This is a genomic window from Burkholderia sp. BCC0419, from assembly GCF_902830285.1.
Lineage (GTDB): Bacteria > Pseudomonadota > Gammaproteobacteria > Burkholderiales > Burkholderiaceae > Burkholderia.
In genome coordinates, this window is record NZ_CADESR010000012.1 from 42866 (window position 1) to 65778 (window position 22913).

Sequence of the window (22913 nt, forward strand, 5' to 3'; positions counted from 1 at the left end):
CGCGCGCCGGGACAGCCATGACGACCCACCCGATCACGCCGCGCATCCACATGCCGGACGACGACCCGGACGACGCCGCGCACCGCACGCCGCGCCCGGCGCGGAGCCGGCGCGGCATCGACTATGCGGAACTGGTACGCGATGCGCGCGAACGCGGCGAGCGCGCGGCGCTGCACGACGCGTTGCGCGCGCACGGCCGGCGCACGCGCGGCGATCCGCTCCGCAGGCCGGCTGACGCGGCCTCGTCCGACGACACCGCTGCCGACGCAGCGGGTCAACCGGACGCCGGCGAAAACGGCGCAGACGACGATCTCGACGCCGATGCCGACGCCGACGCTCCGCCGGCCGAGCGCGCACGGCGGCTCGACGCACAGGTCCAGCCGTTCGTCGCGGCACTCGGCGTCGAACAGTTGCGCGTGGTGGAACTGATGCGCTTCGTCGCCGCGCACGTGGCCGATTTCTGCAACGACGCGGCCGTGCTCGAGAACGGCAACTGGACCATCCGGCTCAGGCTCGATCCGGACCTGCTGCCCGGCTGCATGCTCGAACTGCATCTTTCGTATTTCGACCTCGCGCTTCGGTTCGACGCCGATGCGCCCGACACGCGTCAACTAGTGTGTCGTCATGTGCACGTGCTGCGCGAACAACTGGCGAATCTGCTGCATCGCCTCGCCGTCGCGCGCCACGTGTCGATCGAAGTCGCGTGACCGCCAGCCGATACGAACGGTTGCGCGCGCACCTACCGCCACGTCGAACGAACCGCTCACACACGACACGATGAACGCCACCGGCCAACCTGCTCGCCATGCCGTCCGCGCGCTGCGCGACGCCCCGACCGGGCTGCCGCGCATCGATGCGGAACTCGCGAGCGTTGCCCGTCTGCTCGGCGATGCGCGTTTGGCTGCGTGCGTCGCCGCGATCGACGGTGCCGCGGGCTGGCGGCTCGCGCCCGGCGACGTGGCGGACGGCAACCTGTGCTGGGTCGCGCTGCAATACGACGGTGCGCGGGCCTGGGTCGGGCTGAACGCCGACGCGCACCCGGCACTGGCGGCACTCGCGGACGACGACAGCGCGCCGCTGCCGTGCGCGATCGCGGGCCTGCTGCTCACGCCGCTGATCGACCTGCTCGACACGTTCGGCGCCGTCAACGTCAGCGTCGCGGCGATCGGGCGTCATGCCCCCGCGCACGCCGACGGCCGCCGCGCGGCGACCGTCGGCATGTATTGCGTGCGCGATGGGCACCGCCATGCGTGCCGGATCGGGCCGGTTGATCCCGGCTGGATCGACCTGATCGAACGCCGGATGGCCCGGTATCCGTCGCCGCTGCCCGCGCGGCTCGGCCGGATTCGCATGCCCGGCTACCTGGTCGTCGGCAAGAAGGCGCTGCCGATCGCGACGCTCAAGCGCCTGCGTGCCGGCGACGTCGTATTGCGCTTCGCCGATCCGGCATTCGCCGATTCGGACGGCGCCGCGCCGGTCCATGCGCTTGCGCTGCGCTGGGGCGTGGCGGGCACGCATCGGTACATCGCGCACGCCACGCTCGACGGCCCCCGACTCATCCTCGATACGGAACCCGCCATGACCGACCGCAACGACCACCCGGCGCCCGGCGCCCCCGACGCCGAGACCCAGACCTCGCTCGACGAACTCGAGCTGCCCGTCAGTTTCGAAATCGAAACGGTCACGCTTCCACTCGCGCAGTTGTCCGCGCTGCGGCCGGGCTACGTGATCGAGTTGCGGGGCACGCTGCGCGACGCGCGCATCCGGCTCGTCGCATACGGGCAACTGATCGGCATCGGCGAACTCGTCACGGTCGGCGAGCAGCTCGGCGTACGGGTCATCGACGTGTTCGGCAGCCATGACGCAGATTAACGAACTGACCGCGCTGCTGGTCGCGGTCATCGCGATCGGCCTGATCCCGTTCGTCGCGATGGTCGTGACCTCGTACGCGAAGATCGTCGTCGTGCTCGGACTGCTGCGCAACGCGCTCGGCGTGCAGCAGGTGCCGCCGAACATGGTGCTCAACGGCATCGCGATCCTGGTGACGCTCTACGTGATGGCGCCGATCGGGATGAGCGCGGCCGACACGATGCGCCACGAGCAACTGGCGAATTCGCCGGCCGAAATCATGGTCCAGGCGTTCGGCGCATCGCAGGCGCCGTTCCGGACCTTCCTCAAGAAGCATTCGCGCGAACGCGAGCGCCTGTTCTTCATGCGCTCGGCGCACGTGATCTGGCCGGAGAGCCTCGCGAACGCGCTGCACGAAGACGACCTGATCGTGCTCGCGCCCGCGTTCACGCTGACCGAGCTCGCCGACGCGTTCAGGATCGGCTTCCTGCTGTACATCGCGTTCATCATCGTCGATTTCGTGATCGCCAACGTGCTGCTGGCGATGGGCCTCAACCAGATCCAGCCGACCAACGTCGCGATCCCGTTCAAGCTGCTGCTGTTCGTGGCGATGGACGGCTGGTCGGCGCTGATTCACGGCCTGATCCTCACTTACAAGTAGACAAGCAGGCGCGCGATGAACACGGACACCCTGATCGGACTGACCTCGCAAGGCTTGCTGCTGTGCCTCTACATCTCGCTGCCGGCGATCATCGTGTCGGCGCTGTCGGGATTGATCGTCGCGTTCCTGCAGGCGATCACGTCGCTGCAGGACCAGACCATCTCGCACAGCGTCAAGCTGTTCGCGGTCATCGGGACGTTGCTGCTCACGGCCGGCTGGGGCGGCACCACCATCCTGCGCTTCGCCCTGCGGCTCCTGAGCGCGGCGGTGCCGACATGACGACCGTCCATCACGGCCCCGGCGCGTCCGGCCCGCACGAGGTGGCGCCAGCCACCGCGGGCACGGCCGCGCAAGCGCGTGCACGCATCGACCTGCGTGCGCGGCTGTACCGGAACAGCATCTTCCGCCACGCGGCGCGCGCCTGGCATCCGTCGCACGGCGCCGCGCATGCGCGGCAGGCCGCGGCCGATCACCTGCGTCACCTGCTCGCCGCGCACGGCGGCGTGCCACACCTGCCGCACCTGCCGGGCCGCCACGAAGGCCACGGCGCGCCGCGGCCGCGACAACCGAATGCGCGGCCCGACCCGCAGCAGAAGCATCGGCAACAACAGCAGCAATCACGGCATCCGAAGAGTCCGCCGCAGACGCCGAAGCACGACCGTCGCCCGCCCCGCCATCCGGCGCACGGCAGCTGGGCGCCGCGCCGGGACGCGACACCCGCCGCGCGCATGCCGTCGTTCAACGACGGCGGATCGCAATCGAACGGCGGTCGCCGCGACACGCCGGAGGACGGCAAGCGGCGCATCGATGTGATCCGGCGCGTGGCCGCCGCCGCCCGCACCGAACTCCAGGCGCTTGCCGCACGGACCGCCGACCAGCCGCTCGTCTACCCGGGCGCGATGCGCGAAGCGGTCATCCTGCAGCGTTGCGCGGGACACGACGCGTTCGCGGTCGCGGCCGACGTCCTGAAAGCCCGGCAGCTGGCGGGCGACGACGCGTCCAGCAGCTACGACGACCTGCTGAACTTCCTCGTCGACTTCAAGCGGCTGAGCGCCAGGACCGGCGCACGCGGCGCACTCACGCCGCTGCTGGCCTTCCACGACCTGCGCCGGTCGACCTCGGCGCTGCGCATGCGCTCGCTGGTCCGGCTCGACGCGATCGCGCGCGTCCGCCACGGCGTACCCGGCAGCGGACCCGGCGGCGAGGAGCCGTGAACGCACGCCGGTTCGCGGCACGGGCGATGCGTTCGCGATCGCGGCCGGATCGCGGCGCGCCGCTGCCTACACTCGCAAACATGCGGTAAGCGGCGGTGCCGTGCATCTGCGGCGCCGATCACCGAATCCCTGCCTGCCAACGGACCTGCCCTCATCCCATGAAGACACTGCGCATCCTGACCGGCACCCATGCGGGGATTCAGGCGCGCCTGACGCCCGGTCGCTACCGGATCGGCGCAGCCGACGACACCGATATCTGCATTACCGACTGGGACGAGGACGACGTGTTCGTCGAACTCGACGAACACGGCGCGGTCAGCGCGCGGCGCGCGGATGCGGCCGCGCCCGATCAGTCGGTCGTGTGGATTCCCGATTTCGTCGCCTTCCCGTTCGGGACGACCGTGCTGTGCTTCGGCGACGAAGACGCCGCGTGGCCGCCCGACATCGAATTGCTCGCCGGCCTGTACCACGGCACCGGCGACAAGCCGGCCGCCGGCGAACGCGCGCCCGCTGCGAAGCGCCGCTCCCGGCTGCTGCTCGCGGCGGGGGCCATCGTCGCGCTGCTGGCGGCAGGCGGCTCCGTGATCGCCAACGTCTGGCCCGATCGCGGCAGCGCACCGCCGCCGCCCGATGCGCGCTCGGTGGCGGCGCGGCTGGAGCGCCAGTTTCGCGACGCACGCATCGCCGGGCTGCGGGTCCGCGCGCAAGGCGACACGGTCGTCGTCGACGGCATCGTCGACGAAACCTCGCAGGACATCGCCGCGCGCGCCCTGCTCGCCCGCGCGGACTACCACGCGATCGCGCGCCAGTACGACGTCGCGCACGACGACGTCGCGAGCATCGAGGAATCGATCGGCATCGACGGCGTGCGCGTGCGCTATGCGGGCGACGGCGTGTTCGACGTGACGGGCGTCGCGCCGTCGATCGCGCGCCTCGAGGAAGCGCTGGGCCAGTTGCGCGCGGACCTCAACGCCAACATCCGGCGCCTCGACGTGAACGTCACCGAGGCGCCCGCGGCCAGCACCGTGCTGTACAGCGCGATGCTCGACGTGGGCGCCACGCGTTACGTCCAGACGACCGACGGCGTCAAGCACGTGTTCACGTCGAGTACCGGCGACGCCGCCGGCGGCCCGCGGATATTGCGCGAATCGATCGTGCCCGGGCGCGACGCGATCCGCTAGTTCCCCGTCAACCCGGCCCGTTGCGGGCCATCGAAGGAGTTGCCATGTACGACGCACTGGAAGCCATGATCGACGAAATGAAGGGCCTCGAGCAGACGCTCGCGGGCGGCCATGCCGGCGCGCGGATCACCGCGATCGCGGCCGCGTTCGAGGACTGCGCGCAGCGCGTATCGGACGCGACCGCCGCCTGCGCCGATGCCGACGAGCGCGCGGCGCTGCAGAAGATCTACCGCGGGATGATCGCGGGCCAGCGCCTCGTGCATCGGCTGAACGAACTGGCCGCGGACGATTCGACCGTCAGCCATTGAACCGGTGTTGGGCGTCTCGTCCAGCCGCCGGGCGCGGGTGCCCGGCGTAATCGGCCGGTACGCGAAGCCGCTCGGGCGTCGCGTGCCGGACCCGTTTGTCATTCAACTTGTTCCGGAGGAAGTTATGTCATTTGGCGCCAGCGCGGCAATGATGGGCATGATGCAGACGATGGTCAGCACCATGATCGAGGCCACCATGATCCAGGTGATGATGTCGATGATCCAGTCGGTCTGCAACATCGCGAAGACGGGCGCGCAGGATACCGAGGAGGATTCGAAGAAAGGCTGATCCCGTCGGGCGTGGCGGACGCGGCCCGCGCCGCGTTCGCCCGCGCCGGATCGTCGCGGTCATGAGCATCGAACGCTTCGCGGAAATCGTCCGCGACACCTGTGCCGTCGTCGGCCTGCCGGATGCGGACTACGTGCTGCAGACGCGCACGATCGAAGTCGAGGGCTTCGACGTGCGGCTCGATCATTTCGACAACGATCCCGAAGCCATGTATGTGAATTTCCACTACGGCACCGTCACCGCCGGGCGCACGCTCGTGATCTTCCGCCTGATGCTCGAGGCGAACCTGCTGATCTATGCGCAGGACCAGGCGCAGCTCGGCCTCGACGCCGACACCGGCGGCATCATCCTCATCCTCAGGCTGCCGCTGACGCCCGATGTCGACGGCGCCGTCGTCGCCGATACCGTCTCGCACTACACCGAACACGGCCGCTACTGGCGGCGCAACATCATCGAATCGACCGACGAGATGTTCCAGAACATCGTCAACGGCGATTACGCGTGGCTGCGCGCGTAGCGTCGGCGTCCGCGTTGGTCGCGCACCCTCGCGTGGTCGCGGCCGGCACATGCGGCACATGCGGCACATGCGGCGCATGCGGCGCATGCGGCGCGGGCCGCGCTCATCGGCACGCCACGGCCGGCTGACCGGGCGGCGCGCCGTCACCCGTATCGGCGGGCGATGCGCAGCCGTCGGCCGGATGCGGCGCGAGCAGGATCACCCGCATCGATCCATGCCCGGCTACCGACGGGGACGCACCGGGTTCCACCATCGCGAGCATCTCGCCCGGCCCGAGCGACGCACGCGCGACGTCGATCGCCGCACCGCGCCATTCGACGGCCAGCACCACGCGGGGCGGCTCGGTCCGCATGTCGAGCGCCGGCACGATGCGCAACGCGTCGTCCGTGGGCGGCCCCGCGTCGGAGGTCGCCACCGGGGTCGCGGCGGTGCCGTCCGATGCGGCCGTGTCCCGCAGGCCGCCCGCCCGCGCGACAGGATGCTCGGCGTGCCGTTCCCACGCGACGGCCACGCCGTCATCCGTCTGAAGCGCGCTGTCGGTCAGCATGCGCACGCCCGGCGTGCCGCGCAGCGCGGCGCCCAGGTTGCGCGCCGCGCGGGCCCGCATCACCGTGGCGCCCGGTGCGCCGAGCCCGATCGCGCCCAGCGCATCCGCATCGACTTCGGCCACCAGCAGGCCGATGCCGACGTGCTGCCGGGGCCGGTCGAGCGCGACGATCGCCCGCACGTCGGCGTCGAGCCGCTCGGGCCGGTCGCGCACCAGCACCGCGTTCGTGCCCGCATCGGCGCCGAGCACCGGCAGCGGCGCCTCGTATTCGGTGATGGTTGCGCGCAGGCCGTCGTGGGGATCGAGCACGCGCGCCGCGCGGCTCGCGATGCCCTGCACGACGTTGGTTCGACCATTCGCGAACGCCGTGCGATCCGCCGCGTTGCCGTAGCGGAGCGGCACGATGCGCACCGCCGTCTTCACGCGCGCCCGCGCGTCGGCGTCGAGTCGCTGTGCCGCGCGGCCCACGAGCGCAATCCAGGCGGGCGGCCCGCGAAACGTGATGAGGCCGCGGGCCGGCGCGTCGTCGCGCGCGACGAAACGCACGTCGTCGATGCCGGTCTGCGCGAGCAGCGCATGCAGGTCCGCCGGGCGCGCGTAGTTGAGACGGACGATCAGCGTGGTCTGCGCGCCGGCCGCATCGACGTGCAGCACCGTGCCGTCGTAATACCAGACGAGCCCGTACCCGTGCGCGAGCATCTCGACGAAGCGCTGCGGCGGCAGCTCGAAGCGCCCTTCGACGCGGCCCGGCAGCCCGGCGTCGAACGCAATCGGCACATGTGTCGCGGCGGACAGCGCACGCAGCGCGTCCGGCAGCGAGGCGCCGCTGGTGGAATAGCGGTACGGCGCGGACGACCACGGCGGCAGGTTGGGCAGCGCACACGCATGCGCGCGGCAGTCGGGCGACCGGCGTCGCGCCGGCGGCGGTGATGCGCGGGCGTCGCTCGCGGCGTTGCCGGCGGACCGCCCGCGCGTCGTGCGGCGTGCGCGCGGCGGCGCGGCTGCCGTGGGCGCGGACACCGCCGATGCCGGCGCGGCCTGACGCGGCGGCGCAGCCGGCGCGGGTTCGCCGCACGCGAGGTGCAGCAGCATGCAGACGCTCGCGAAAAACCCGCTCAACGCTTGAACTCGATCGCCCCTTCGCCTTGCTCGACCTCCTGGTCCACGGGCATGTCGGCCAGGTTCAGCCGGTAGCCGCGGCCGTACACCGACTGGATCACCCAGTCGACGTTCAGGTTCTTCAGGCGCGTGCGCAGCCGGCTCACGTACATGTCGACCGAGCGGCTCTGCGAGCCGCCGTCCCAGCCCCAGACGACCGAATACAGGTCCTGGCGCTGCACGACGATGCCGCGATGCGACGCGAGGTGCCACAGCAGGTCGAATTCCTTCGCGCCGATCGAGTGCGAGGTCGTGCCGCGGCTGATGTTCAGGTTGGCGCGGTCGAGGATGTAGTCGCCGACGATCATCCGGCGCCGTTCGCTGCCGGCTGTCTGGAAGCGCCGCAGCAGCGCGCGGATGCGCGCGAGAAAGACGATCCGGTCGACCGGCTTGATCAGGAAGTCGTCCGCCCCGGTGTCGAGGATCCGGACGATTTCCTCTTCGTCGGAATGCACGGTCTGAAACATCACCGGGACCGTCGAGCGCGATCGCCCGCGCACCCAGTTGAGCAGCTTGTCGCCCGACAGGCCGGGCACGTCCCAGTCGAGGATCATCAGGTCCGCCCAGTGATCCGACAGATGGTTGCGTGCCTCGATGCCATTGTCGAACGCCTCGACCTGGTACCCCTCCGCCTTGAGCCACGAAACCAGCATCGTCTGCTGGATCCGGTCATCCTCCAACAACATGATTCGCGTCTGATTGAGCATGTTTGCGATCCGCTCGGGCCCTCAGCCCGGTGTCAAGCGCCGCTGACGAGGTGCCTGGTCGAGCGGTGGGCGCTCCAGCGCCGCAGGGCCAGTGCGCCGGCCGTCCGGCGAGTTTCGGATACCGGCCTGCAGCACGAGGCGCGGCAGGCGCAACACGAAATCCGTACCGGACTCGCGATTGACCTCGGCATGCAGCGTGCCGCCATGCAGCGCGACGATGCGCGCGGCCAGCTTGAGGCCGATGCCGTAGCCGCCCGATGCCTTCGGCGACAGCGCGTCGAAGTCGGTCATCGGGCGATCGGGCGAGAGCCCCGGCAATCCGCCCGCCTCGTCGCCGACCACCACGACCGCCGTGCCGTCCTCGACCCGGAGCGACACCGTCACGCGCGCCCCGGCACGCGATGCCTGGATCGCGTTGTCGATCAGGTTCTGCAGCGCGCGCATCACGAACACCTGCACGCCGCTCATCCAGACGGCCGGCCCGTCGGCGAGCCACAACCGCAACGCGACGTCGCGATAGACGGCGGCCACCTCGAGTTTCGGAATCAGGCTGCGGATCGCGCGGCGCAGATCGAAGCGCACGAAATCGCGATGACGAACGACGTCGGCTACCGACGAGAAGATGTACTGATCGCCGAGCGACAGCGCGTAACGCGCGAGTTCGGCGATCCGCTGCATGCCGCCGCACGCTTCGAACGCCGCCTGATCGTGCTCGTGCAGCTGCGTGAGCGCGACGATCGAATTCTGCGGCGAGCGCAGGTCGTGCGACAGGAAGCGCAGCGATTCGGTACGGTGGTCGAGCGCCTGGTGCAGGTCGGTCACGTCGTGCAGCCACGCGACGGCCGCGGCGGGACTCCCGGGCCGGGCCCGCTCGAGCTTCACCCACAGCCAGCGGCCGGCCGCCTGCAGCTCGATGCCGCGTTCGAGATCCTGCTGCAGCGCGCGGTGCGCATCCGTATCGTCGTCTGTGTCGCCATCCGGCCGACACGCGCGCAGCAGCGGCAACAGCGACACGCCGGCGTCGAGCGGCCGTTCGAGCAGACGCGCCGCGACCGGCGTCGCGAACAGGATCGCGCCGCGCCCGTCGACGGCAATCGCGCCCTGCGGCTGTGCGTCGAACAGGACCCGTGCCCAGTCGATCGCGGACGGCGGCCCGTCTACCGTCAACGGGCGCACATCGGATCCAGGCTTCGTCGACATCGATGCCATTCAGGTTTCCGTTAATCAGAAGCGGGCAGTCCGGCGAGCATATCATTAGTAATATAAAACTAATAATATTAGATTTATTTATACCCGGAAATTGGTGTCAAATTCCGATGGAAATCGCCATCGAAATTCGATTGGCCATGTTTAGAAAATGAAATACCTTTCGTTTAGCATTTCGCATTCATAGCTCGATGATTCGAGGCGTCAGCAGAAACAGGCGTTCCATCCGACTGTTCTCGCGATTCGTATATTTGAACAAATTACCTATTAAGGGAATTTTTGAAAGAACGGGCACGCCCGTCGTCGTATCGCTGCGGCCGTCGTTCTTGTAGCCGGCGATCAGCAGCGCCTCGCCTTCATTGACGAAGGCCGACGTATTGATGTTCGTACTCGAGATCACCGGGATATTGTCGACGGTCCGCGACGTCAGCTGGCCATCCTGGATCGCGACGTCGAGCTTGATCTGCGTTCGGCCGCCTTCGTTGACGACCATCGGCAGGACACGCAGCGACACGCCGGTCGACACGCTGTACAAATCGGCCGACGTGTATCCGCTCACGCGCACGAAGAACTGCGTCTGGTTCGCCATGTCGGCTTCGATGTTGTCGAGCGTCGTGACTTTCGGATTGGCGTCGATCTTCGCCAGGTTCTGCTCCTCCAGCGCCGACACGTTCGCCATCAGATAGCGGCCCGCGTTGCCGATCACCGCCGACAGCACGCCGCCCACCGGCATCGCCGCCGCCGTCACGTTGCCGGCCAGCGTCGTGTTGCCGAAATTCTGGGTCAGCGTGCCGTTGTAAGTGTTCTGCGCGCCCAGGCCGTTGCCCGTCTGCAGGTCGATATGGCTGTTGTGCGCGGTCCAGTTCACGCCGAGCTGGCGGACCGACGACGTATCGACCTCGAAGATGTGGGCCTCGATCTCGATCAGGCACGGCTTGACGTCGAGCCGCTGGATCAGCGCCGGATACTGGTACATCCGGTCGGGCGTGTCGCGGATCAGGACCGAGTTGGTGCGCTGGTCGGCCTCGATGACGGGCAGCGTTTCCTCGTCGCCGCCGCCGGACGCCTGCCCGCCGGCATTCGGCCCCGAGCTGGCGACGGCCGACGACAGTTGTTGCGACGGCCGCCCCGACAGGCCCGACAGCAAGCCCAGCGACGACTCGCCGTTCGCCAGCGTCGTGCCCGGCGGCAGCGGCGCGGACGGTCCGCCCGCCTGCATGCGCGCGCCGCCGACGTTGCCCATCGGCTGCGCGCGCTGGACGTTCGGCGCGCGCCCGCCGCCGCCGCCCGAATTGCCGCCGCCGCCCTGTTGCGGGTGATAGACGTTGTTGAGCACCGTCGCGACGCCGAGCAGGTTGATGCTCTGCCCGTCGGCGACCACCGAGCGGTCCATCGCCCACGCATGATGCAGCGGATAGACCTGCACGACGGTGCCGGCCCGGTGCCGCGTGGTCGTATCGAGCCGCTGCGCGACGTCGCCGACGAGCTTGACGTAGTTCGGCGGCCCGTTCACGATCGCCGCGCCCTGCACGTCATCGTAGGTGATCCTGAAGCGCGGATCGGTCACGTTCATCGCCGCGAGCGTGCTGCGCAGTTGCGCGGTGCTGCCGTGATCGAGCTTGATCAGCGTGCTCTTCATTTCGTCGGGCGTCACGATGTCGAGCACCTGGCCGTCGTAGTACCAGACGAAGCCGAACGACGATGCGAGCGTGTCGAGCAGGCGCTGCGGCGGCATGTGGAACTTGCCCGTGACGCTGCCCTGCACGTCCTTCGAGATATCGGCCGGAATGCCCTGGCTGGCGGCGAAATCGCGCAGCACGTCCTTGATGTCCTTCGAGTCGGCCGTGTAGTCGACCATGCGCGTATGCCAGTTCACGGGCGCGGCGTGAACCGTCGCCGCCACGCATGCGGCGACGAGGATGAACAGCAGGCCGAAGCGGAAGATGGGCATGGTTGTCTCGCTCGCACGAAAGGCAGGTCGTGGGATCGATGATTGGCTGCCCGCCCGGCCGCGTCAACGCCCGGCGCCCCGTCGCATCGCCCCCGCTTCCGGTGCATGCATGTCCGTTCGCATCGCGCCGGTCAGTAGTAGGTGTTGATCGTCCAGCCATGCACGACCGGCGTATTGGGAATCGCCTGGTTCTGCTGGCCGAGCAGGCTGCTGGTCCACGGCGTGGTGATGACGGCGTAGGTCGCCCAGCTCGTGACGATCCGGACGCGGTACGTGCCCGGCTTCACGGCTTGCGTGAGCGACGTCGTGATGCCGCCCGAATCGTCGATCAGCGTCGGCGATTGCGCCTCGGTATGGCCGTAGCTCGCCGACAGCGCTTCGTTCATCACGTCGACGGCCTGCGAGAGCTGCGCCTGCGCGCCGCGCTTGCCGGTGCTCACGCCGTCGTTCAGGTGCCCCCAGGTCGTCACGGCGATGATGCCCGGCTTGGCCATCGTCACCGGCACATAGTAGTAGTACGAATAAGTGCCGTTCGCACCGTTGTAGGTGAACGGTCCGCTCGACCACGCCCCGCCGGGCACGCCGCCGCACCCGGCGTAGTCGGTCGCGTTCGGCGAGGCCATCAGGATCGTGCAGCCCGTCTGGTTCGTGACCGGTTCGATTTCCGCCTGCGTCTGCCACGTGCCGTCGCGGCACGACAGCACGCGGCCCGACGCGTCGGTGGTGACGGGCGTCGTGTTCGCTTCGTCCGGCGCGCACGGTGCGCCGACCGTCTGCCCGTTGCCGAGGTCGAGATAGCCGGCCTCGTTGACCGCGAGCGCCTGCCATGCCGTGCCGTTGAACGTATAGGCGCGCCCGGTGGCAAGCGTCACCGCGACGTCGCCCGGCAGCGGATTCGGCAGGCTGCCGAGTGCCGCGGCCGACGCGACGGGGTCGCGCCAGTGCAGCGACGTGATCGGTTTCCACATGCCGCTGCTGCAGGTGACGACATGGCCCGACGCATCCGCCGCGATCGAGCCCGCCGCGGACGTACAGGCGGCGTAGTCCTCCTGCTGCGCCAGCGTGACCGGCACCTGCATCGTGTTCAGCGCGGGATTGCCCGGCACGCTGACGCGATAGAGGAAATCGCCGTTCTGCGCCTGCGCGTTGGCCGGAAACACCTGGCTCACGAGATGGCCGAACCCGGTCGCGTTGCCCGAGCACGATTTGCGCGACGGGTTCGGTGTCGCGATGCTCCACGCACCGTACGCGCCGAATGCCGCGCCGGCCGCATTGTTGGTGCGCGGAATCGAGCCGCCGCCCGCGCCCGCATTCGCCGCGATGTAGCCGAGCTGCACGTCGCCGATCGTCGCGCCGCCTTCGGTCACGAGCAGCCCCTGCACGGTCGTCGCGTCGATGCCGTAGACCAGCAGGCACGGCGTCTGTCCGTACGCGTTCTTGCCGGACACGCCGGGCGGCAGATAGCGCGCGAGCGGGTAGCTGCCGCCCGCGAGGGACACGACGACCGGCACGGTCGGCGTGGCCGCGCCCGCGAGCGCGCTCTGGTTCTGCGTGATCAGCTGCGCGGCGGCCTGCGTCATCTGCGCCTGCCAGGCGGCCGCCTGTTGCCCCTTCGCGTCCGCGAGGGAGGTATTGATCATCGCCGTGACGCCGACGATCATCAGCGATGCGATCGCGAGGGCCGCGAGCATCTCCACGATCGTGAAGCCGCGCTGACGTTTGCGTGATGGGCTCATGATGAAGTCGACGAGTTCAGGGGCGGCGCCGCGCCGCCCGTCAATACGCTTGTGCCATCCAGACCGGCGCACCGTCCGGAACGGCGGCTGCGACGGCCTCCGGCAGCGCGACGGCCGGATTCCCCGGCGACACGATCGTGCCCGCGTGCGCCACGCCGGCAAGCGCCGAATGGAACGCGAGCGCCTCGATCACCGGAATCGCCGCGCCGGCCGCCGTGGAGGTCGTATAGACGACGACCGTGCTGCCCGCGACCGTCGTGTTCGGTGCGACATAGACCCGCCACAGCGGATTGCCCGCGCCTGCGCCGAGATACGGCCCGAGCGCCCCGTCCGATACCGTGCCGGCCGCGGCCGGATTGGCGAGCGCATACCGCACGCCGGCGAGCCGGTAAGCCGCCATGCTCTGTCCCATCGACGTCGCCGTGACGGTCGGTTCGGCATCGACCGCACGCGCATCGACGAGCGCGTAGACGCCGGCGAGCGCGATCATCGCAGCCGCGATCCAGAGCGCGAACATTCACCCGCCTCCCCTGAGCGACGCCAGCGCGTCCGACGCGATCATCGACTTCATCTGCTGGCGCAGCGCGTCGCCGAGTTCGTCGTAGCGCCCGTCGCGTACCTGCGCCCGCGCCGGCGCGCTGTCCGCGAGCATCAGCAACTGGGCCTCGAACCGCCGCTGCCCCGGCGCCCGGCTGGCGAGCCGCTGGTGCAGCACGGCCGCGAGACCGTCGGCGAGCAGCGAGCGCACCGACGGCGCGTCGAGCACGCGGGCCGCGAGCGTATGCAGCCGCGCGATCGCGCGGCCCACGTCGTCGGCCAGGACCGTGCTCACGATCAGGTGGCCTTCGCGGGCCGCCAGCAGCACGTCGATCATCAGCGCCGGATCGTCGAGATTGCCGACGAAGATCACGCGTGCGCCGCAGCCGAGCGCCGCCCGCAAATCCTCCTGCCGGTCGGCGCTGGTCAGCGTCGGGATGCAGATCCCTTCACCGTAAGCCCCGCCCGGCGCCGCGTCGATCGGCTCCTCGATCGTCATCGCGATGCCGCCGTGCAGCGTCAGCCGCTCGCGCACGAGCGCGCCGGCCGTGCGGGTCTTGCCGCACTTGGCCGCGCCGCAGATCACGACGAGGCCGTCGAGGTCCGCGCGCAGCAGGCGCCGCACGTAGGCGCCGGGCAGGCCGAGCCCCGCGAGCGACGCGAGCGTCGGGTCGAGACGGCGCAGCACGTACATCGGCCCGTCCGGCGTCGGCATCACGCGCACCCGGTACGGCACGCCGCCGTACTCGAGCCGGAACGCCCGCGCCCCGGGCCGGGCGCTGCCGCACGCGAACTTCAGCGCATCCAGCTCGGCCCGCAGCTTCGGGTGCGTGGGCAGCGCCCGCACGCGCTCGGCGGTCCCGTCCATGAAGCAGTCGCCGATGCGCGCATGCCCGAGGTACAGGTACGAAAAAGCCAGCCGCTGCAACGATTCGGTTTCGAGGGTCATCGCGTCGGTTCACCGGCATCAGGTCGAGGTCCAGGCCACCGTATTCGTGTCGCCGCCCGCGCACGCGGTGGCCGCGCTGTCCGGCGTCGCGGGCAGCGTCAGCGCCGTGTCGTTGACCGTGATCGAGATCCAGCTGCCGCCCGCGCTCACGCTGTTGACGCACACGCTGCGCGGCACGTTCGTATAGGTGATCGTGAACTGGTTGCTGTTGTTCGTGGCCGCCGCGACGGTGATCGTGCCGTTCCACATGTTGGTGATGGCGCCGCTGCCGGACGCCGGCGCCAGTGTCGACGGAAACACGCCCGCGCTCGCCAGCACCGAATTCGACAGGTTCGCGTAGCTCGCCGACTGCCCCATGTACAGCTTCTTCACGCCGCTCTGGATCGCGTTCACCTGCTCCGTGATCGAGTTCGTGTTCGCGCTGCTGAACGCGCCCGCCAGCAACGCGATCGCGCCGATCACGACGATCGCCGCGATGCCGAGATAGGAAATCGCCTCGAGCAACGACGCGCCGCGCTGCAGTGCGGCGCCCCGGTGCGCGGGCCCCCCTGCCGGCGGCGGCATGCGCGCGACGTCGCGCCGCTTCGTTCGTATCGGCATCCCATGCTGCGTGACCGCTTTCATCGCCTTTCCCCTGTTGATGAACCTGCGTGGTTGATCGGAGTGATTGACCGGAGTACCGCTAATGCATCGCCCTGCTCATCGCGGCGAGTTCCTCCTGGATGCCGAAGAACCCGACGATCAGCACCCCCAGCATGATCGCCATCGCCACGATCGCGACGCCGTTGAGCACGCGCATTTGCGCGGACACCCGCTCGACGCCCGTTTCGATCCATTCGTCCGCGAGCGTCTTGAGCGACTCGGCGAAGCCCTTGTATTGCGCGTACACGCACAGGTCGTCGACGATTTCCTGCGACGGAAACCGATGCCCGCTCATGCGCATCGCCTCCCCGACATTCAAGCCCGATTTCACGCCGAACAGCGTGTCGTCGATACGCTCGCGCAGCCATGGCTTCGCATGGTCGGCCAGTTGCGCGAGCGATTTCTCGACGGTGAAGCCGGCCGCCTGCATCGACGCGAACGCGGTCAGGAAGCTCGAACCGACCATCAGCCGGTACAGCGACCACGGGGCGTAATTGTCGAAACGGCTGCGCAGGCGCCCGGACCAGCGCGGCATCGACCAGACCAGCAACGCGACGAGCACGACGAGCACGATCAGGCATTCGGGCAGCCACGCCTGCACGAACACGGACAGGTCGTACAGCAGGCGTGCCGAGCCATGCCAGCGTTCGGGATCCTCGATCGCCGCGAATTGCGGCACGAGCTTCGCGCCGAACAGGTAGAGATAGGCCAGCATCATCGCGAGCAGCGCGACGGGATACGCGAGGCCCTGCGCGATCGCATTGCGGATGCGCCGCCCCGACGTCACGATGCCGGTCACCGAGCGCAGCGCGGCTTCGAGGCGGCCCGACTGCTCGCCCGCCAGCACGATCATCTGTTCGGCCTGCGGCACCCAGCCGTCCATGCCCTCGGCAAGGCTGCCGCCGTTCTGCACGGTGCGGCGCCATTCGCCGAGCAGGATCGCTTCGGGCAGCGTCGGCTTGCGTCCGTCGTGCGACGCGCGCAGTTCGAGCTCCTCGAGCACCTTCAGCAACGGCAGGCCGTTCGAGAGCATCTTCTCGATCTTGCGATAGTGCCGCAGGCGCGCTTGCGGCGTGGCCTGCAGCTTGGCCCACCGCAGGTGCGGATCAAGATTCATGGCCGGCTCCCGCGACCGCGCCGCCCGGATTCCCGCGCCGGCCCTCCGTCGTGTCGACCGGACGCAGCCGCACCGGTTCGTTGCGCGCCACGAGCGGGCCGACGATGCGTTCGGCCGCGCGCGGGTCGACCAGGCCTGCGGCGACTTTCTCGATCGTGTGCTCGACGGTCGTGCGGCCGCCGAGCTCGTCGAGCCAGTACGCCTGCGCCGCGCGTTTGTCGCCCTCGCGCAGATAGGCGAACAGGCGCGCATCCGGCCGGATCACCTCGGCGACCACCGTCCGGCCGATGGTGCCCCGCCCGCCGCAATGCTCGCAACCGGGCCCCTGCACGAAGACCTTGTCGAACGAGGCGCCGACCGCGCGGCGCACGCGCGCCGCCAACGCATCGTCCTGCTGCGGCGAACCCGCGAGGCGCTGCTTGCAATGCGGGCACAGCAGCTTGACGAGACGCTGGCTGACGAGCCCCGTGATCACCGATTCGTCGGCCACCATCGCGAGCGGCAGGCCGAGGTCGACGAGCCGGTCGACGATCGCGAGCGCACTGTTGGCATGGACGGTGGTCCAGACCTGATGGCCGGTCATCGACGCCCGCAACGCGCTTTGCGCGGAAGCGCGGTCGCGCACCTCGCCGATCATGATCGTGTCCGGGTCGAGCCGCATCGCATTGGCGATGGCGCCGGCAAACGCCAGCGAGCGCGCTTCCTCGGTCGGCGCGTTGACGACCGGCGTCTGCACCGCGCCCGCGATCGGATACTCGACCGGATCCTCGACGGTAATGACGTGGACGGAGCCGTGGGTCTCGGCGATCTGCCCGGCCAGCACGCGCTGCAGCGTGGTCGACTTGCCCGACCCGGTCGGCCCGCTGATGATGTTCATGCCGTGCGGCAGGCGCCGCAACTCGTCGATCTCCGCGGCCTGCGCATCCGAGTAGCCGAGCAGGCGCAGGTCGATCGAATCGCCGGCGTCGTTGTAGAGCAGCCGCAACACCATCACGTTGCCGGTACTGGTGGGCGCCGTTGCAATGCGGACCCCGAACAGCTCGGCAGGCAGTTTGTCGCGGTCGCCGATCGCCGCGTCCTGGCGCTCGTGCGGCTTGTACGTGTTGTCCGAAACGCTCGCCATCGCCGCATAGAGCGTCGCGAGCAGGCGCGCGCCCTGCTCGCGGGTCTGCTCGCTCACGCGCACCAGTTCGTTGTGGATGCGAAACAGGATCTCCGTGCTGAAGCGCTTCACGCGGATGTGGATGTCGGACGCGCGTTCGCGGCACGCATGCGCGATCAGTTCCTTCGCGAGCATCTGCATCGCCGTGTGATCGACGCGTTCGCCGGTCCCGTCGGAGCGCATTCCCTCGTACGCGCGCCGCACCTCGTCGAGCCCGACCGCCTGCATCCGGTAGTGATGGTGGAGCCGGTCGAGCCGCGCGCGATAGGACAGCACGTAGGGGCTCAGCTCGTGGCCCTCGGCGATCAGCAGGCGGCCGTCGTCGAGCAGGCACAGCAGCTTGCGCTCTTCCGCGCTCGCGGCCCACGGGCCCTCGCCGGACAACGGATGCGCGGTGTCGACGCCGGCCGCGCTTCGCGGCGGCGCGGCGGCGCCGGGACGCCCCAATCGAAGTGAGCTCATCGAATGCCTCGCCTGGCTACTGGGCCGGTTGGTACGCGGGCGGCAAACCCGCTGCCGCCGCCGCGGGGTCGGCGGCGGGCACGAGCGTGCCGGCGGACGCGCCGGCGCCCATCGCCACACCGGGATTGGCGGCGCCGTTCGCGGCCGGGTTCGGCCCGCCGCTGAACACCGCGCCGCTGCGTGACGCGAGCACCGGCACCATGCGCATCTTCTGCCCGTTGCCCCAGCGCCCGACGACTTCGTTCGCGCCGATCGACACGATCTTCATGCCGTTCGGCAATTCGTCGCCGGACGCCACGTCGAAACGCTCGCCGATACCGGTCTGCACGATCGCCGTATAGCGATGACCGAAGCCCTCGATCGCGATGACGCGCACGTTCTGCGCGACCGGGTCGATCGTCGCGGCGCTGCCGAGCCGGGCCAGCGCGGCCGTCCGTTGCGCGACTTCGGCCTGGGCGTCGAGTTTCCTGATCTCGGCCTTGAGCAATACGGTCTGCTCCTCGAGCCGCGTCAGTTGCGCGGCGGCCCCGGTCGACCAGCCGGCCGGCGGCGCGTCCTGCGCGGCGCCGCTCGCCGGCGCGGCGCCAAGCGGCTTCGCCACGGCGACGCCCGCGGACGCTTTCGGCACGGTCGCGGCAGGGTCGGATGCGGCGGCGACCGCGCCGCCCGTCCAGATCAGCGCCGCGACGATCAACCCGGCACGGGCGCGAGCTCTCGTATCAATTCGCATAGACGACTCCCTCCGCGGACCAGTCGCCCGCCTGGTAGGTCAACTTCACAAGGCGCACGCCCGCCGCGCTCAGCAGCGGCGTGAACTGTTCGGGCGGCAAGCCGCCGAGCCGCGCCAGCAAGCGCCACTGACGCCACGGCGGCGGCGCGCTGCCGACCGGCGCGAGCGCGTCGGGCTGCGGCGCCGCGACCGGCGACAGCGTCGCCGGCACGTTCATCGCCTGGAACCGCGCCAGCAACTCCGCTTTCAGGCTGCCGCCCGGCAGCAGCGCTTCGTCGCGCGGCGCGCCCATCTCGAACGGCTCGCTGAACGACGCGTGTTCGCCGCTTGCATCCAGTTGCGCGGACGGCGCCCGCGCGAGCAGCAGCGCGACCGTCGAGCCGTTGCGCGACCACGCGTACTGCACGCCCTGCGGATCGCACACGTAGCGATCGAGCGTCCATCCGCCCGGCGCGAGCAGCGCGAAATGCCGCTGGCAGGCCCGCGCGAACTGGCCGGGATCGGGCAGCCGCGCCCACGGATGGGCGGCCGGCCCCGACGCGCCCACCCGCAGGCCGGCCCGCGCCAGCGCGAGCGCGCGGTCCCGCTCGCGCTGCTCGGCGGCGCGATGATGGGCGTACCAGACCGACACGCCGGTCGCCGCGACCGCGACGCCCGCGGCGAGCCCGAGCGCCTGCCACGGCAGGCCGCGCCGGACCGGGCGCAGGCGGGTCCATTGCGGTGCCCGCACGCGGCCGCGCCGGCTGTCGAGCAGATCGTCGATGCGCCGCGCGTAGAAATTGTGGAACCCCATCGGCTCGATCTCGGGGTCGCCGATCACGGTGTTCCAGCCACCGAGCGCGTAGTCGGAGTTCAGCCGCTCGAACACCTCGTCGGCGGACCCGATGAAATCGCCGTTCGGCAAGAACGAGCCGTCGCGGATCGCGAAAAAGGCCCAGCGTCCGTCGGGCAGCCTGAACGCACCCAGCCAGTTCGGCGCGGGTTGCTGGCGGCCGTTGTAGAACGCGCCCTGCTTCGCGATCGCCTTCGCGACGACGATGCCGAGCGACGCCATGCCCGACTGCACGCCGTCGCCGGCGTTCGCGAACCCCGCGGCCGCGACGCTGCGGTCCATGCGCAGCACCATCAGGTCGAAGCTCAGCTTCCTGCCGAGTTCGATCGCTTCCTTGCGCAGTTCGTGGCGCCGCGACAGCGACTGCCAGAACAGTCCGCAGACGAAACGCTGGTGCCCGATCTGAATGACGTGAGTAGCCATGGCAGGATCCGTCGCGCGATCGTCAGGCGCCGTTCATCATGATCGGCGTGATCAGGATCACGATTTCCTGCCGGTCGCGGACCCCGTCGTAGCCGCCGCCGAACGCGTAATTGTTCGGCTTGCCGATGCCCGACTTCGTGAGGCTGTCGTTGGATGCCTCGTAACCGCTCAGCACCAGCGTCTGCCCCGACTTCATCGACACCCGCTGCAGGAAATTGCGCGTGTCGATCTCCGGCGTCTGGATTTTCTGACCGCCGCTCTCGACGGTTTTCAGCTCCAGCAGCGCCGAGATGTTCGTGTAGAACTGCAGCAGGACCGTGCCGTTGTCGAGCACGTGCGGCAGCAGCGTCATGTTGAACCCGGTCGTGATGGTGCCGGGCGTGAGCGCCGTCTGCGAGCCGACGTTCGCGGTGTTGGTCGTCGACACCGACGCCAGGTAGCCCTGCTGGGTCGCCACCTGCACCGGCACCGGCTGATCGTTGAGCGTCGTGATCGACGCCGAGGTCTTGCGCCGCACCTTGCCCTGGCGCGACAGCGCGCTGATCATCGCGAGCGTGCCCGACGCGCGGCTGTTCGGCGTGATCACCTGCGCAGTGAACGAGACCGGATTGGTCGCGGTCGTCGAGAACGTGTTCGCGAGCGAGAACGACGTACCGAGCGCCTGGTAGACGGCGTGCCAGTTGATGCCGTAGCTGTCGTCGTCGGACAGGTCGACCGACAGCACGGTCACGTCGATCAGCACCTGCTTCGACAGCGAGCGATTCTGCGCGTCCATGAACTGCCCGACGCGATCGAGCGCGTCGGGCGTGTCCGTGACCGTGATCGACCCGGTCGCCGGCGACGACACCACGCTGCCATAGCGCGACAGCATCGCCTTGATCGACGCGCTCAGGCTGTTGAACACCGACAGCTGCGAGTTGACCACCGTGTTGGCCGTATTGCTGGCCGATACGCTCGGCTGGTTCGAATTCGAACCCGTGCCGCCCGCCGACATGTTGCCGCCGCCTGCGATGTTGTCGCTCGTCGCGCCGCTCATCACGTGCGCGTCGACCGACGCGTCGCCGGGGATCGCGTTGACCTGGAACGTGCGCGTGTCGGTGAAGTAGAACAGGATCGCGCCGTTCACCAGCTTCCACGACACGCCGAAGCGCGCGGCCGCGGCATCGAGCAGGCCGCGCAGGTCGCCGTGCCGATACGAGATGTGGGTCGGCGCCGCGAGGCCCGCGATCGCATTCGCGCCGGGCGCGTTGCCGCGCGACCCGTCGAGCCCGGGCAGCGTCGGTAGCGGCGGCAACGGCGGCACGTTGCCGAGCACCGGCGTCGACGCACCGCCGCGGGCGCTCGCCGGCGCATCGCCGGTCGCGTTCGGCGAGACGCGCGTCGGGATATGCGTGAGCCGCGAAACGCGCTCGGCGAATTCGGCCAGCGAGCCGACGTCGCTGTCGAAGGTGGCCGGCTGCAGGAACACCGGCGGCAGCACGTCCGCATGATTCAGCTTGATCGTCGTGCCCGACAGCCACAGTGAATCCTTGACGATCACGCTGTCGGCGCCCGCGCGCGGGCGGGCGTCGCCGGCAAACGCGGCATCGATCGCTTGCTTCGACTGCGCGTGATCGTGGTCGACAGCGGCGGACAATTTCTCCGACAGGCCGGTACAGCCGGTCGTCAGGGTCGCGGCGAGCGCGAGAGTGATCGCGAGATGGCGCATTAACCGGCTCCCTTTTCAACGATGCGAAGCACCTTGTTGCCTCGATAGAGAATCGCCTGCACGGGCGCGTCGGTGGCCGACAGCGCGCCGATCACCGATTGCAGCGCTTCGTCGAACGTGCCGGTCAGGGTCGCGGGCGCGTCGACGGCGAAATCGACCGGCGCCTCCCAGATCAGTCGCCAGCCCGCCTCCTGGGTCCAGCGCGTGAGTGCGCCTCGCACCGTGCGATCGGACAGCTCGATGCGCCACGTCCGCGCCGGCGGCGGCAACGGCCCCGCGCCGGCGGGCAGCGCGCCCGCGACGGGATGACGATCCACGGCGGCGCCGCGCGCGCCGGGCAGCGGCAATTCGGTGTCCGGCGTGCGGTCGGCCTGGGTCGCCGGACGCGCGTCCGCGGCCGCGGACGCGCGCGACGAGCCCGGCGCCGACGGACGCGATGCGAGCCGCGACGCGCCGGCCTTGCCGGCCGGGCTCGCGCGATCCGGCATCGGGCTCGCGGGCGGCGCGCCGCCGATCGGGCCGCCGACCACGGCACCCGCGGGCCCGCCATCGGTCACGCCGCCCGGCAGCGTCGCGGACGGCATCGGCGGCACCGGTGGCGGCATCAGCGCGCCCACCGTGTCGGAGCCGAACGGCTGCCGGTAACGAACGGTGACGAGCTGGAAATCGGTGTCGACCTGCGCGGCGAGTTCGGGATGCGCCGCGAGCATCTCGCGCAGCGTTTGCGCGAGCGAATGGCCTGCGCTCCACGACACCGGCGTCGCCGCCCATGCGCCGGCATTCGGCAGGTTGATGCTGTACGTGACCGGCACCATCCTGCGCAGCGCGGCGCGCAACGGTACGCCCGCGCCCTGGGTCGTGACGCGCGGCGTATCGTGCGCCTCGCCGGCCACCGAGACCTGATCGTCGAGCGCCGTGCCGCCGGGCCCGGTGGCCTGCGCATGCGCGGCCCCCCAGCCTCCGACCATCCAGAGCGCTACCATGCATGCCTTCAACGTACGCATTCAGGTCGTTCCTCCAGCCACGGC

At 69.9% G+C, this 22913-nt stretch carries 23 protein-coding genes; 9 read left to right on the top strand and 14 right to left on the bottom strand.

The features are described 5' to 3' along the window. Positions 1-17: 17 nt before the first annotated feature. From sctP to HWW87_RS33005, 9 genes are all read left to right on the top strand, one after another. Complete coding sequence (sctP, locus tag HWW87_RS32965) at positions 18-707, top strand: type III secretion system protein SctP (protein WP_175823810.1); 690 nt, start codon at positions 18-20, stop codon at positions 705-707. 70 nt (positions 708-777) lie between these two features. Continuing rightward, positions 778-1872, top strand: coding sequence for a type III secretion system cytoplasmic ring protein SctQ (gene sctQ, locus HWW87_RS32970; protein WP_175823811.1), 1095 nt, complete (start codon positions 778-780; stop codon positions 1870-1872). Beyond that, positions 1859-2509 (top strand): type III secretion system export apparatus subunit SctR, encoded by a 651-nt coding sequence (gene sctR, locus HWW87_RS32975; protein ID WP_174433243.1) that lies wholly within the window; start codon positions 1859-1861, stop codon positions 2507-2509. Before sctQ ends, sctR begins: the two co-directional genes overlap by 14 nt. 15 nt (positions 2510-2524) lie before the next feature. Next, a complete protein-coding gene (sctS, locus tag HWW87_RS32980) occupies positions 2525-2788 on the top strand; it encodes a type III secretion system export apparatus subunit SctS (protein WP_012339994.1) in 264 nt (87 codons plus the stop codon). Beyond that, complete coding sequence (locus HWW87_RS32985; protein ID WP_175823812.1) at positions 2785-3723, top strand: hypothetical protein; 939 nt, start codon at positions 2785-2787, stop codon at positions 3721-3723. The genes sctS and HWW87_RS32985 overlap by 4 nt, the downstream gene beginning before the upstream one ends. A gap of 158 nt (positions 3724-3881) precedes the next feature. Then, positions 3882-4904, top strand: coding sequence for an HrpD5 family protein (gene hrpD5 / locus HWW87_RS32990; protein ID WP_175823813.1), 1023 nt, complete (start codon positions 3882-3884; stop codon positions 4902-4904). Between the two features lie 44 nt (positions 4905-4948). Beyond that, positions 4949-5212, top strand: a complete 264-nt coding sequence (locus HWW87_RS32995; protein ID WP_174433246.1) for a type III secretion system protein — start codon at positions 4949-4951, stop codon at positions 5210-5212. A 7-nt stretch (positions 5213-5219) separates the two neighbouring features. Further along, on the top strand, positions 5220-5501 hold the full coding sequence (locus HWW87_RS33000; RefSeq protein ID WP_175823814.1) for a hypothetical protein: 282 nt from the start codon (positions 5220-5222) through the stop codon (positions 5499-5501). A 61-nt stretch (positions 5502-5562) separates the two neighbouring features. Continuing rightward, complete coding sequence (locus tag HWW87_RS33005; RefSeq protein WP_174433248.1) at positions 5563-6018, top strand: molecular chaperone Tir; 456 nt, start codon at positions 5563-5565, stop codon at positions 6016-6018. A 103-nt stretch (positions 6019-6121) separates the two neighbouring features. Here HWW87_RS33005 and HWW87_RS33010 read toward each other — a convergent pair whose 3' ends face one another. From HWW87_RS33010 to HWW87_RS33075, 14 genes are all read right to left on the bottom strand, one after another. Continuing rightward, the gene (locus HWW87_RS33010; protein ID WP_175823815.1) at positions 6122-7657 is read right to left on the bottom strand and encodes a secretin N-terminal domain-containing protein; all 1536 of its coding nucleotides are present in this window, start codon (positions 7655-7657) and stop codon (positions 6122-6124) included. A 23-nt stretch (positions 7658-7680) separates the two neighbouring features. Continuing rightward, positions 7681-8430, bottom strand: coding sequence for a response regulator transcription factor (locus tag HWW87_RS33015; protein WP_174434259.1), 750 nt, complete (start codon positions 8428-8430; stop codon positions 7681-7683). Between the two features lie 21 nt (positions 8431-8451). After that, positions 8452-9639 carry a HAMP domain-containing sensor histidine kinase gene (locus tag HWW87_RS33020; RefSeq protein ID WP_175823816.1) on the bottom strand — a complete coding sequence of 396 codons (1188 nt, stop codon included), beginning with the start codon at positions 9637-9639 and terminating at the stop codon, positions 8452-8454. A 178-nt stretch (positions 9640-9817) separates the two neighbouring features. Further along, entirely contained in the window at positions 9818-11587 is a 1770-nt protein-coding gene (gene sctC, locus HWW87_RS33025) for a type III secretion system outer membrane ring subunit SctC (protein ID WP_175823817.1), read from the bottom strand. 131 nt (positions 11588-11718) lie between these two features. Next, a complete protein-coding gene (pilV, locus tag HWW87_RS33030) occupies positions 11719-13323 on the bottom strand; it encodes a shufflon system plasmid conjugative transfer pilus tip adhesin PilV (protein ID WP_175823818.1) in 1605 nt (534 codons plus the stop codon). Between the two features lie 40 nt (positions 13324-13363). Further along, on the bottom strand, positions 13364-13840 hold the full coding sequence (pilM, locus tag HWW87_RS33035) for a type IV pilus biogenesis protein PilM (protein WP_175823819.1): 477 nt from the start codon (positions 13838-13840) through the stop codon (positions 13364-13366). Beyond that, positions 13841-14809 carry an ATPase, T2SS/T4P/T4SS family gene (locus tag HWW87_RS33040; RefSeq protein ID WP_175823820.1) on the bottom strand — a complete coding sequence of 323 codons (969 nt, stop codon included), beginning with the start codon at positions 14807-14809 and terminating at the stop codon, positions 13841-13843. Positions 14810-14827: 18 nt separating this feature from the next. Next, the gene (locus HWW87_RS33045; RefSeq protein WP_175823821.1) at positions 14828-15433 is read right to left on the bottom strand and encodes a type 4 pilus major pilin; all 606 of its coding nucleotides are present in this window, start codon (positions 15431-15433) and stop codon (positions 14828-14830) included. A 58-nt stretch (positions 15434-15491) separates the two neighbouring features. Further along, a complete protein-coding gene (locus HWW87_RS33050) occupies positions 15492-16568 on the bottom strand; it encodes a type II secretion system F family protein (protein WP_175823822.1) in 1077 nt (358 codons plus the stop codon). Beyond that, positions 16558-18192 carry an ATPase, T2SS/T4P/T4SS family gene (locus HWW87_RS33055; protein WP_175823823.1) on the bottom strand — a complete coding sequence of 545 codons (1635 nt, stop codon included), beginning with the start codon at positions 18190-18192 and terminating at the stop codon, positions 16558-16560. The genes HWW87_RS33050 and HWW87_RS33055 overlap by 11 nt, the downstream gene beginning before the upstream one ends. 16 nt (positions 18193-18208) lie before the next feature. Further along, positions 18209-18922: a type IV pilus biogenesis protein PilP gene (pilP, locus tag HWW87_RS33060; protein WP_175823824.1), complete on the bottom strand. Its 714-nt coding sequence runs from the start codon at positions 18920-18922 to the stop codon at positions 18209-18211. After that, the gene (gene pilO2, locus HWW87_RS33065; protein WP_175823825.1) at positions 18912-20177 is read right to left on the bottom strand and encodes a type 4b pilus protein PilO2; all 1266 of its coding nucleotides are present in this window, start codon (positions 20175-20177) and stop codon (positions 18912-18914) included. Before pilO2 ends, pilP begins: the two co-directional genes overlap by 11 nt. Positions 20178-20199: 22 nt before the next feature. After that, positions 20200-21885, bottom strand: a complete 1686-nt coding sequence (locus tag HWW87_RS33070; RefSeq protein WP_175823826.1) for a PilN family type IVB pilus formation outer membrane protein — start codon at positions 21883-21885, stop codon at positions 20200-20202. Continuing rightward, on the bottom strand, positions 21885-22868 hold the full coding sequence (locus tag HWW87_RS33075; RefSeq protein ID WP_175823827.1) for a toxin co-regulated pilus biosynthesis Q family protein: 984 nt from the start codon (positions 22866-22868) through the stop codon (positions 21885-21887). Before HWW87_RS33075 ends, HWW87_RS33070 begins: the two co-directional genes overlap by 1 nt. Positions 22869-22913: the final 45 nt, after the last annotated feature.

What these genes read in the sequence shown, in the direction of transcription:
- HWW87_RS33010 (WP_175823815.1), bottom strand. Translation starts at nt 7,657, where the DNA reads ATGCTGCTGCACCTCGCGTGCGGCGAACCCGCGCCGGCTGCGCCGCCG.
- HWW87_RS33015 (WP_174434259.1), bottom strand. Translation starts at nt 8,430, where the DNA reads ATGCTCAATCAGACGCGAATCATGTTGTTGGAGGATGACCGGATCCAG.
- pilV (WP_175823818.1), bottom strand. Translation starts at nt 13,323, where the DNA reads ATGAGCCCATCACGCAAACGTCAGCGCGGCTTCACGATCGTGGAGATG.
- pilP (WP_175823824.1), bottom strand. Translation starts at nt 18,922, where the DNA reads ATGCGAATTGATACGAGAGCTCGCGCCCGTGCCGGGTTGATCGTCGCG.
- HWW87_RS33005 (WP_174433248.1), top strand. Translation starts at nt 5,563, where the DNA reads ATGAGCATCGAACGCTTCGCGGAAATCGTCCGCGACACCTGTGCCGTC.
- sctR (WP_174433243.1), top strand. Translation starts at nt 1,859, where the DNA reads ATGACGCAGATTAACGAACTGACCGCGCTGCTGGTCGCGGTCATCGCG.
- HWW87_RS32995 (WP_174433246.1), top strand. Translation starts at nt 4,949, where the DNA reads ATGTACGACGCACTGGAAGCCATGATCGACGAAATGAAGGGCCTCGAG.
- sctP (WP_175823810.1), top strand. Translation starts at nt 18, where the DNA reads ATGACGACCCACCCGATCACGCCGCGCATCCACATGCCGGACGACGAC.
- HWW87_RS33050 (WP_175823822.1), bottom strand. Translation starts at nt 16,568, where the DNA reads ATGAATCTTGATCCGCACCTGCGGTGGGCCAAGCTGCAGGCCACGCCG.
- HWW87_RS33040 (WP_175823820.1), bottom strand. Translation starts at nt 14,809, where the DNA reads ATGACCCTCGAAACCGAATCGTTGCAGCGGCTGGCTTTTTCGTACCTG.
- HWW87_RS33055 (WP_175823823.1), bottom strand. Translation starts at nt 18,192, where the DNA reads ATGAGCTCACTTCGATTGGGGCGTCCCGGCGCCGCCGCGCCGCCGCGA.
- pilM (WP_175823819.1), bottom strand. Translation starts at nt 13,840, where the DNA reads ATGTTCGCGCTCTGGATCGCGGCTGCGATGATCGCGCTCGCCGGCGTC.
- HWW87_RS33020 (WP_175823816.1), bottom strand. Translation starts at nt 9,639, where the DNA reads ATGGCATCGATGTCGACGAAGCCTGGATCCGATGTGCGCCCGTTGACG.
- HWW87_RS33045 (WP_175823821.1), bottom strand. Translation starts at nt 15,433, where the DNA reads ATGAAAGCGGTCACGCAGCATGGGATGCCGATACGAACGAAGCGGCGC.
- sctQ (WP_175823811.1), top strand. Translation starts at nt 778, where the DNA reads ATGAACGCCACCGGCCAACCTGCTCGCCATGCCGTCCGCGCGCTGCGC.
- HWW87_RS32985 (WP_175823812.1), top strand. Translation starts at nt 2,785, where the DNA reads ATGACGACCGTCCATCACGGCCCCGGCGCGTCCGGCCCGCACGAGGTG.
- pilO2 (WP_175823825.1), bottom strand. Translation starts at nt 20,177, where the DNA reads ATGGCTACTCACGTCATTCAGATCGGGCACCAGCGTTTCGTCTGCGGA.
- sctC (WP_175823817.1), bottom strand. Translation starts at nt 11,587, where the DNA reads ATGCCCATCTTCCGCTTCGGCCTGCTGTTCATCCTCGTCGCCGCATGC.
- HWW87_RS33075 (WP_175823827.1), bottom strand. Translation starts at nt 22,868, where the DNA reads ATGGTAGCGCTCTGGATGGTCGGAGGCTGGGGGGCCGCGCATGCGCAG.
- sctS (WP_012339994.1), top strand. Translation starts at nt 2,525, where the DNA reads ATGAACACGGACACCCTGATCGGACTGACCTCGCAAGGCTTGCTGCTG.
- HWW87_RS33070 (WP_175823826.1), bottom strand. Translation starts at nt 21,885, where the DNA reads ATGCGCCATCTCGCGATCACTCTCGCGCTCGCCGCGACCCTGACGACC.
- hrpD5 (WP_175823813.1), top strand. Translation starts at nt 3,882, where the DNA reads ATGAAGACACTGCGCATCCTGACCGGCACCCATGCGGGGATTCAGGCG.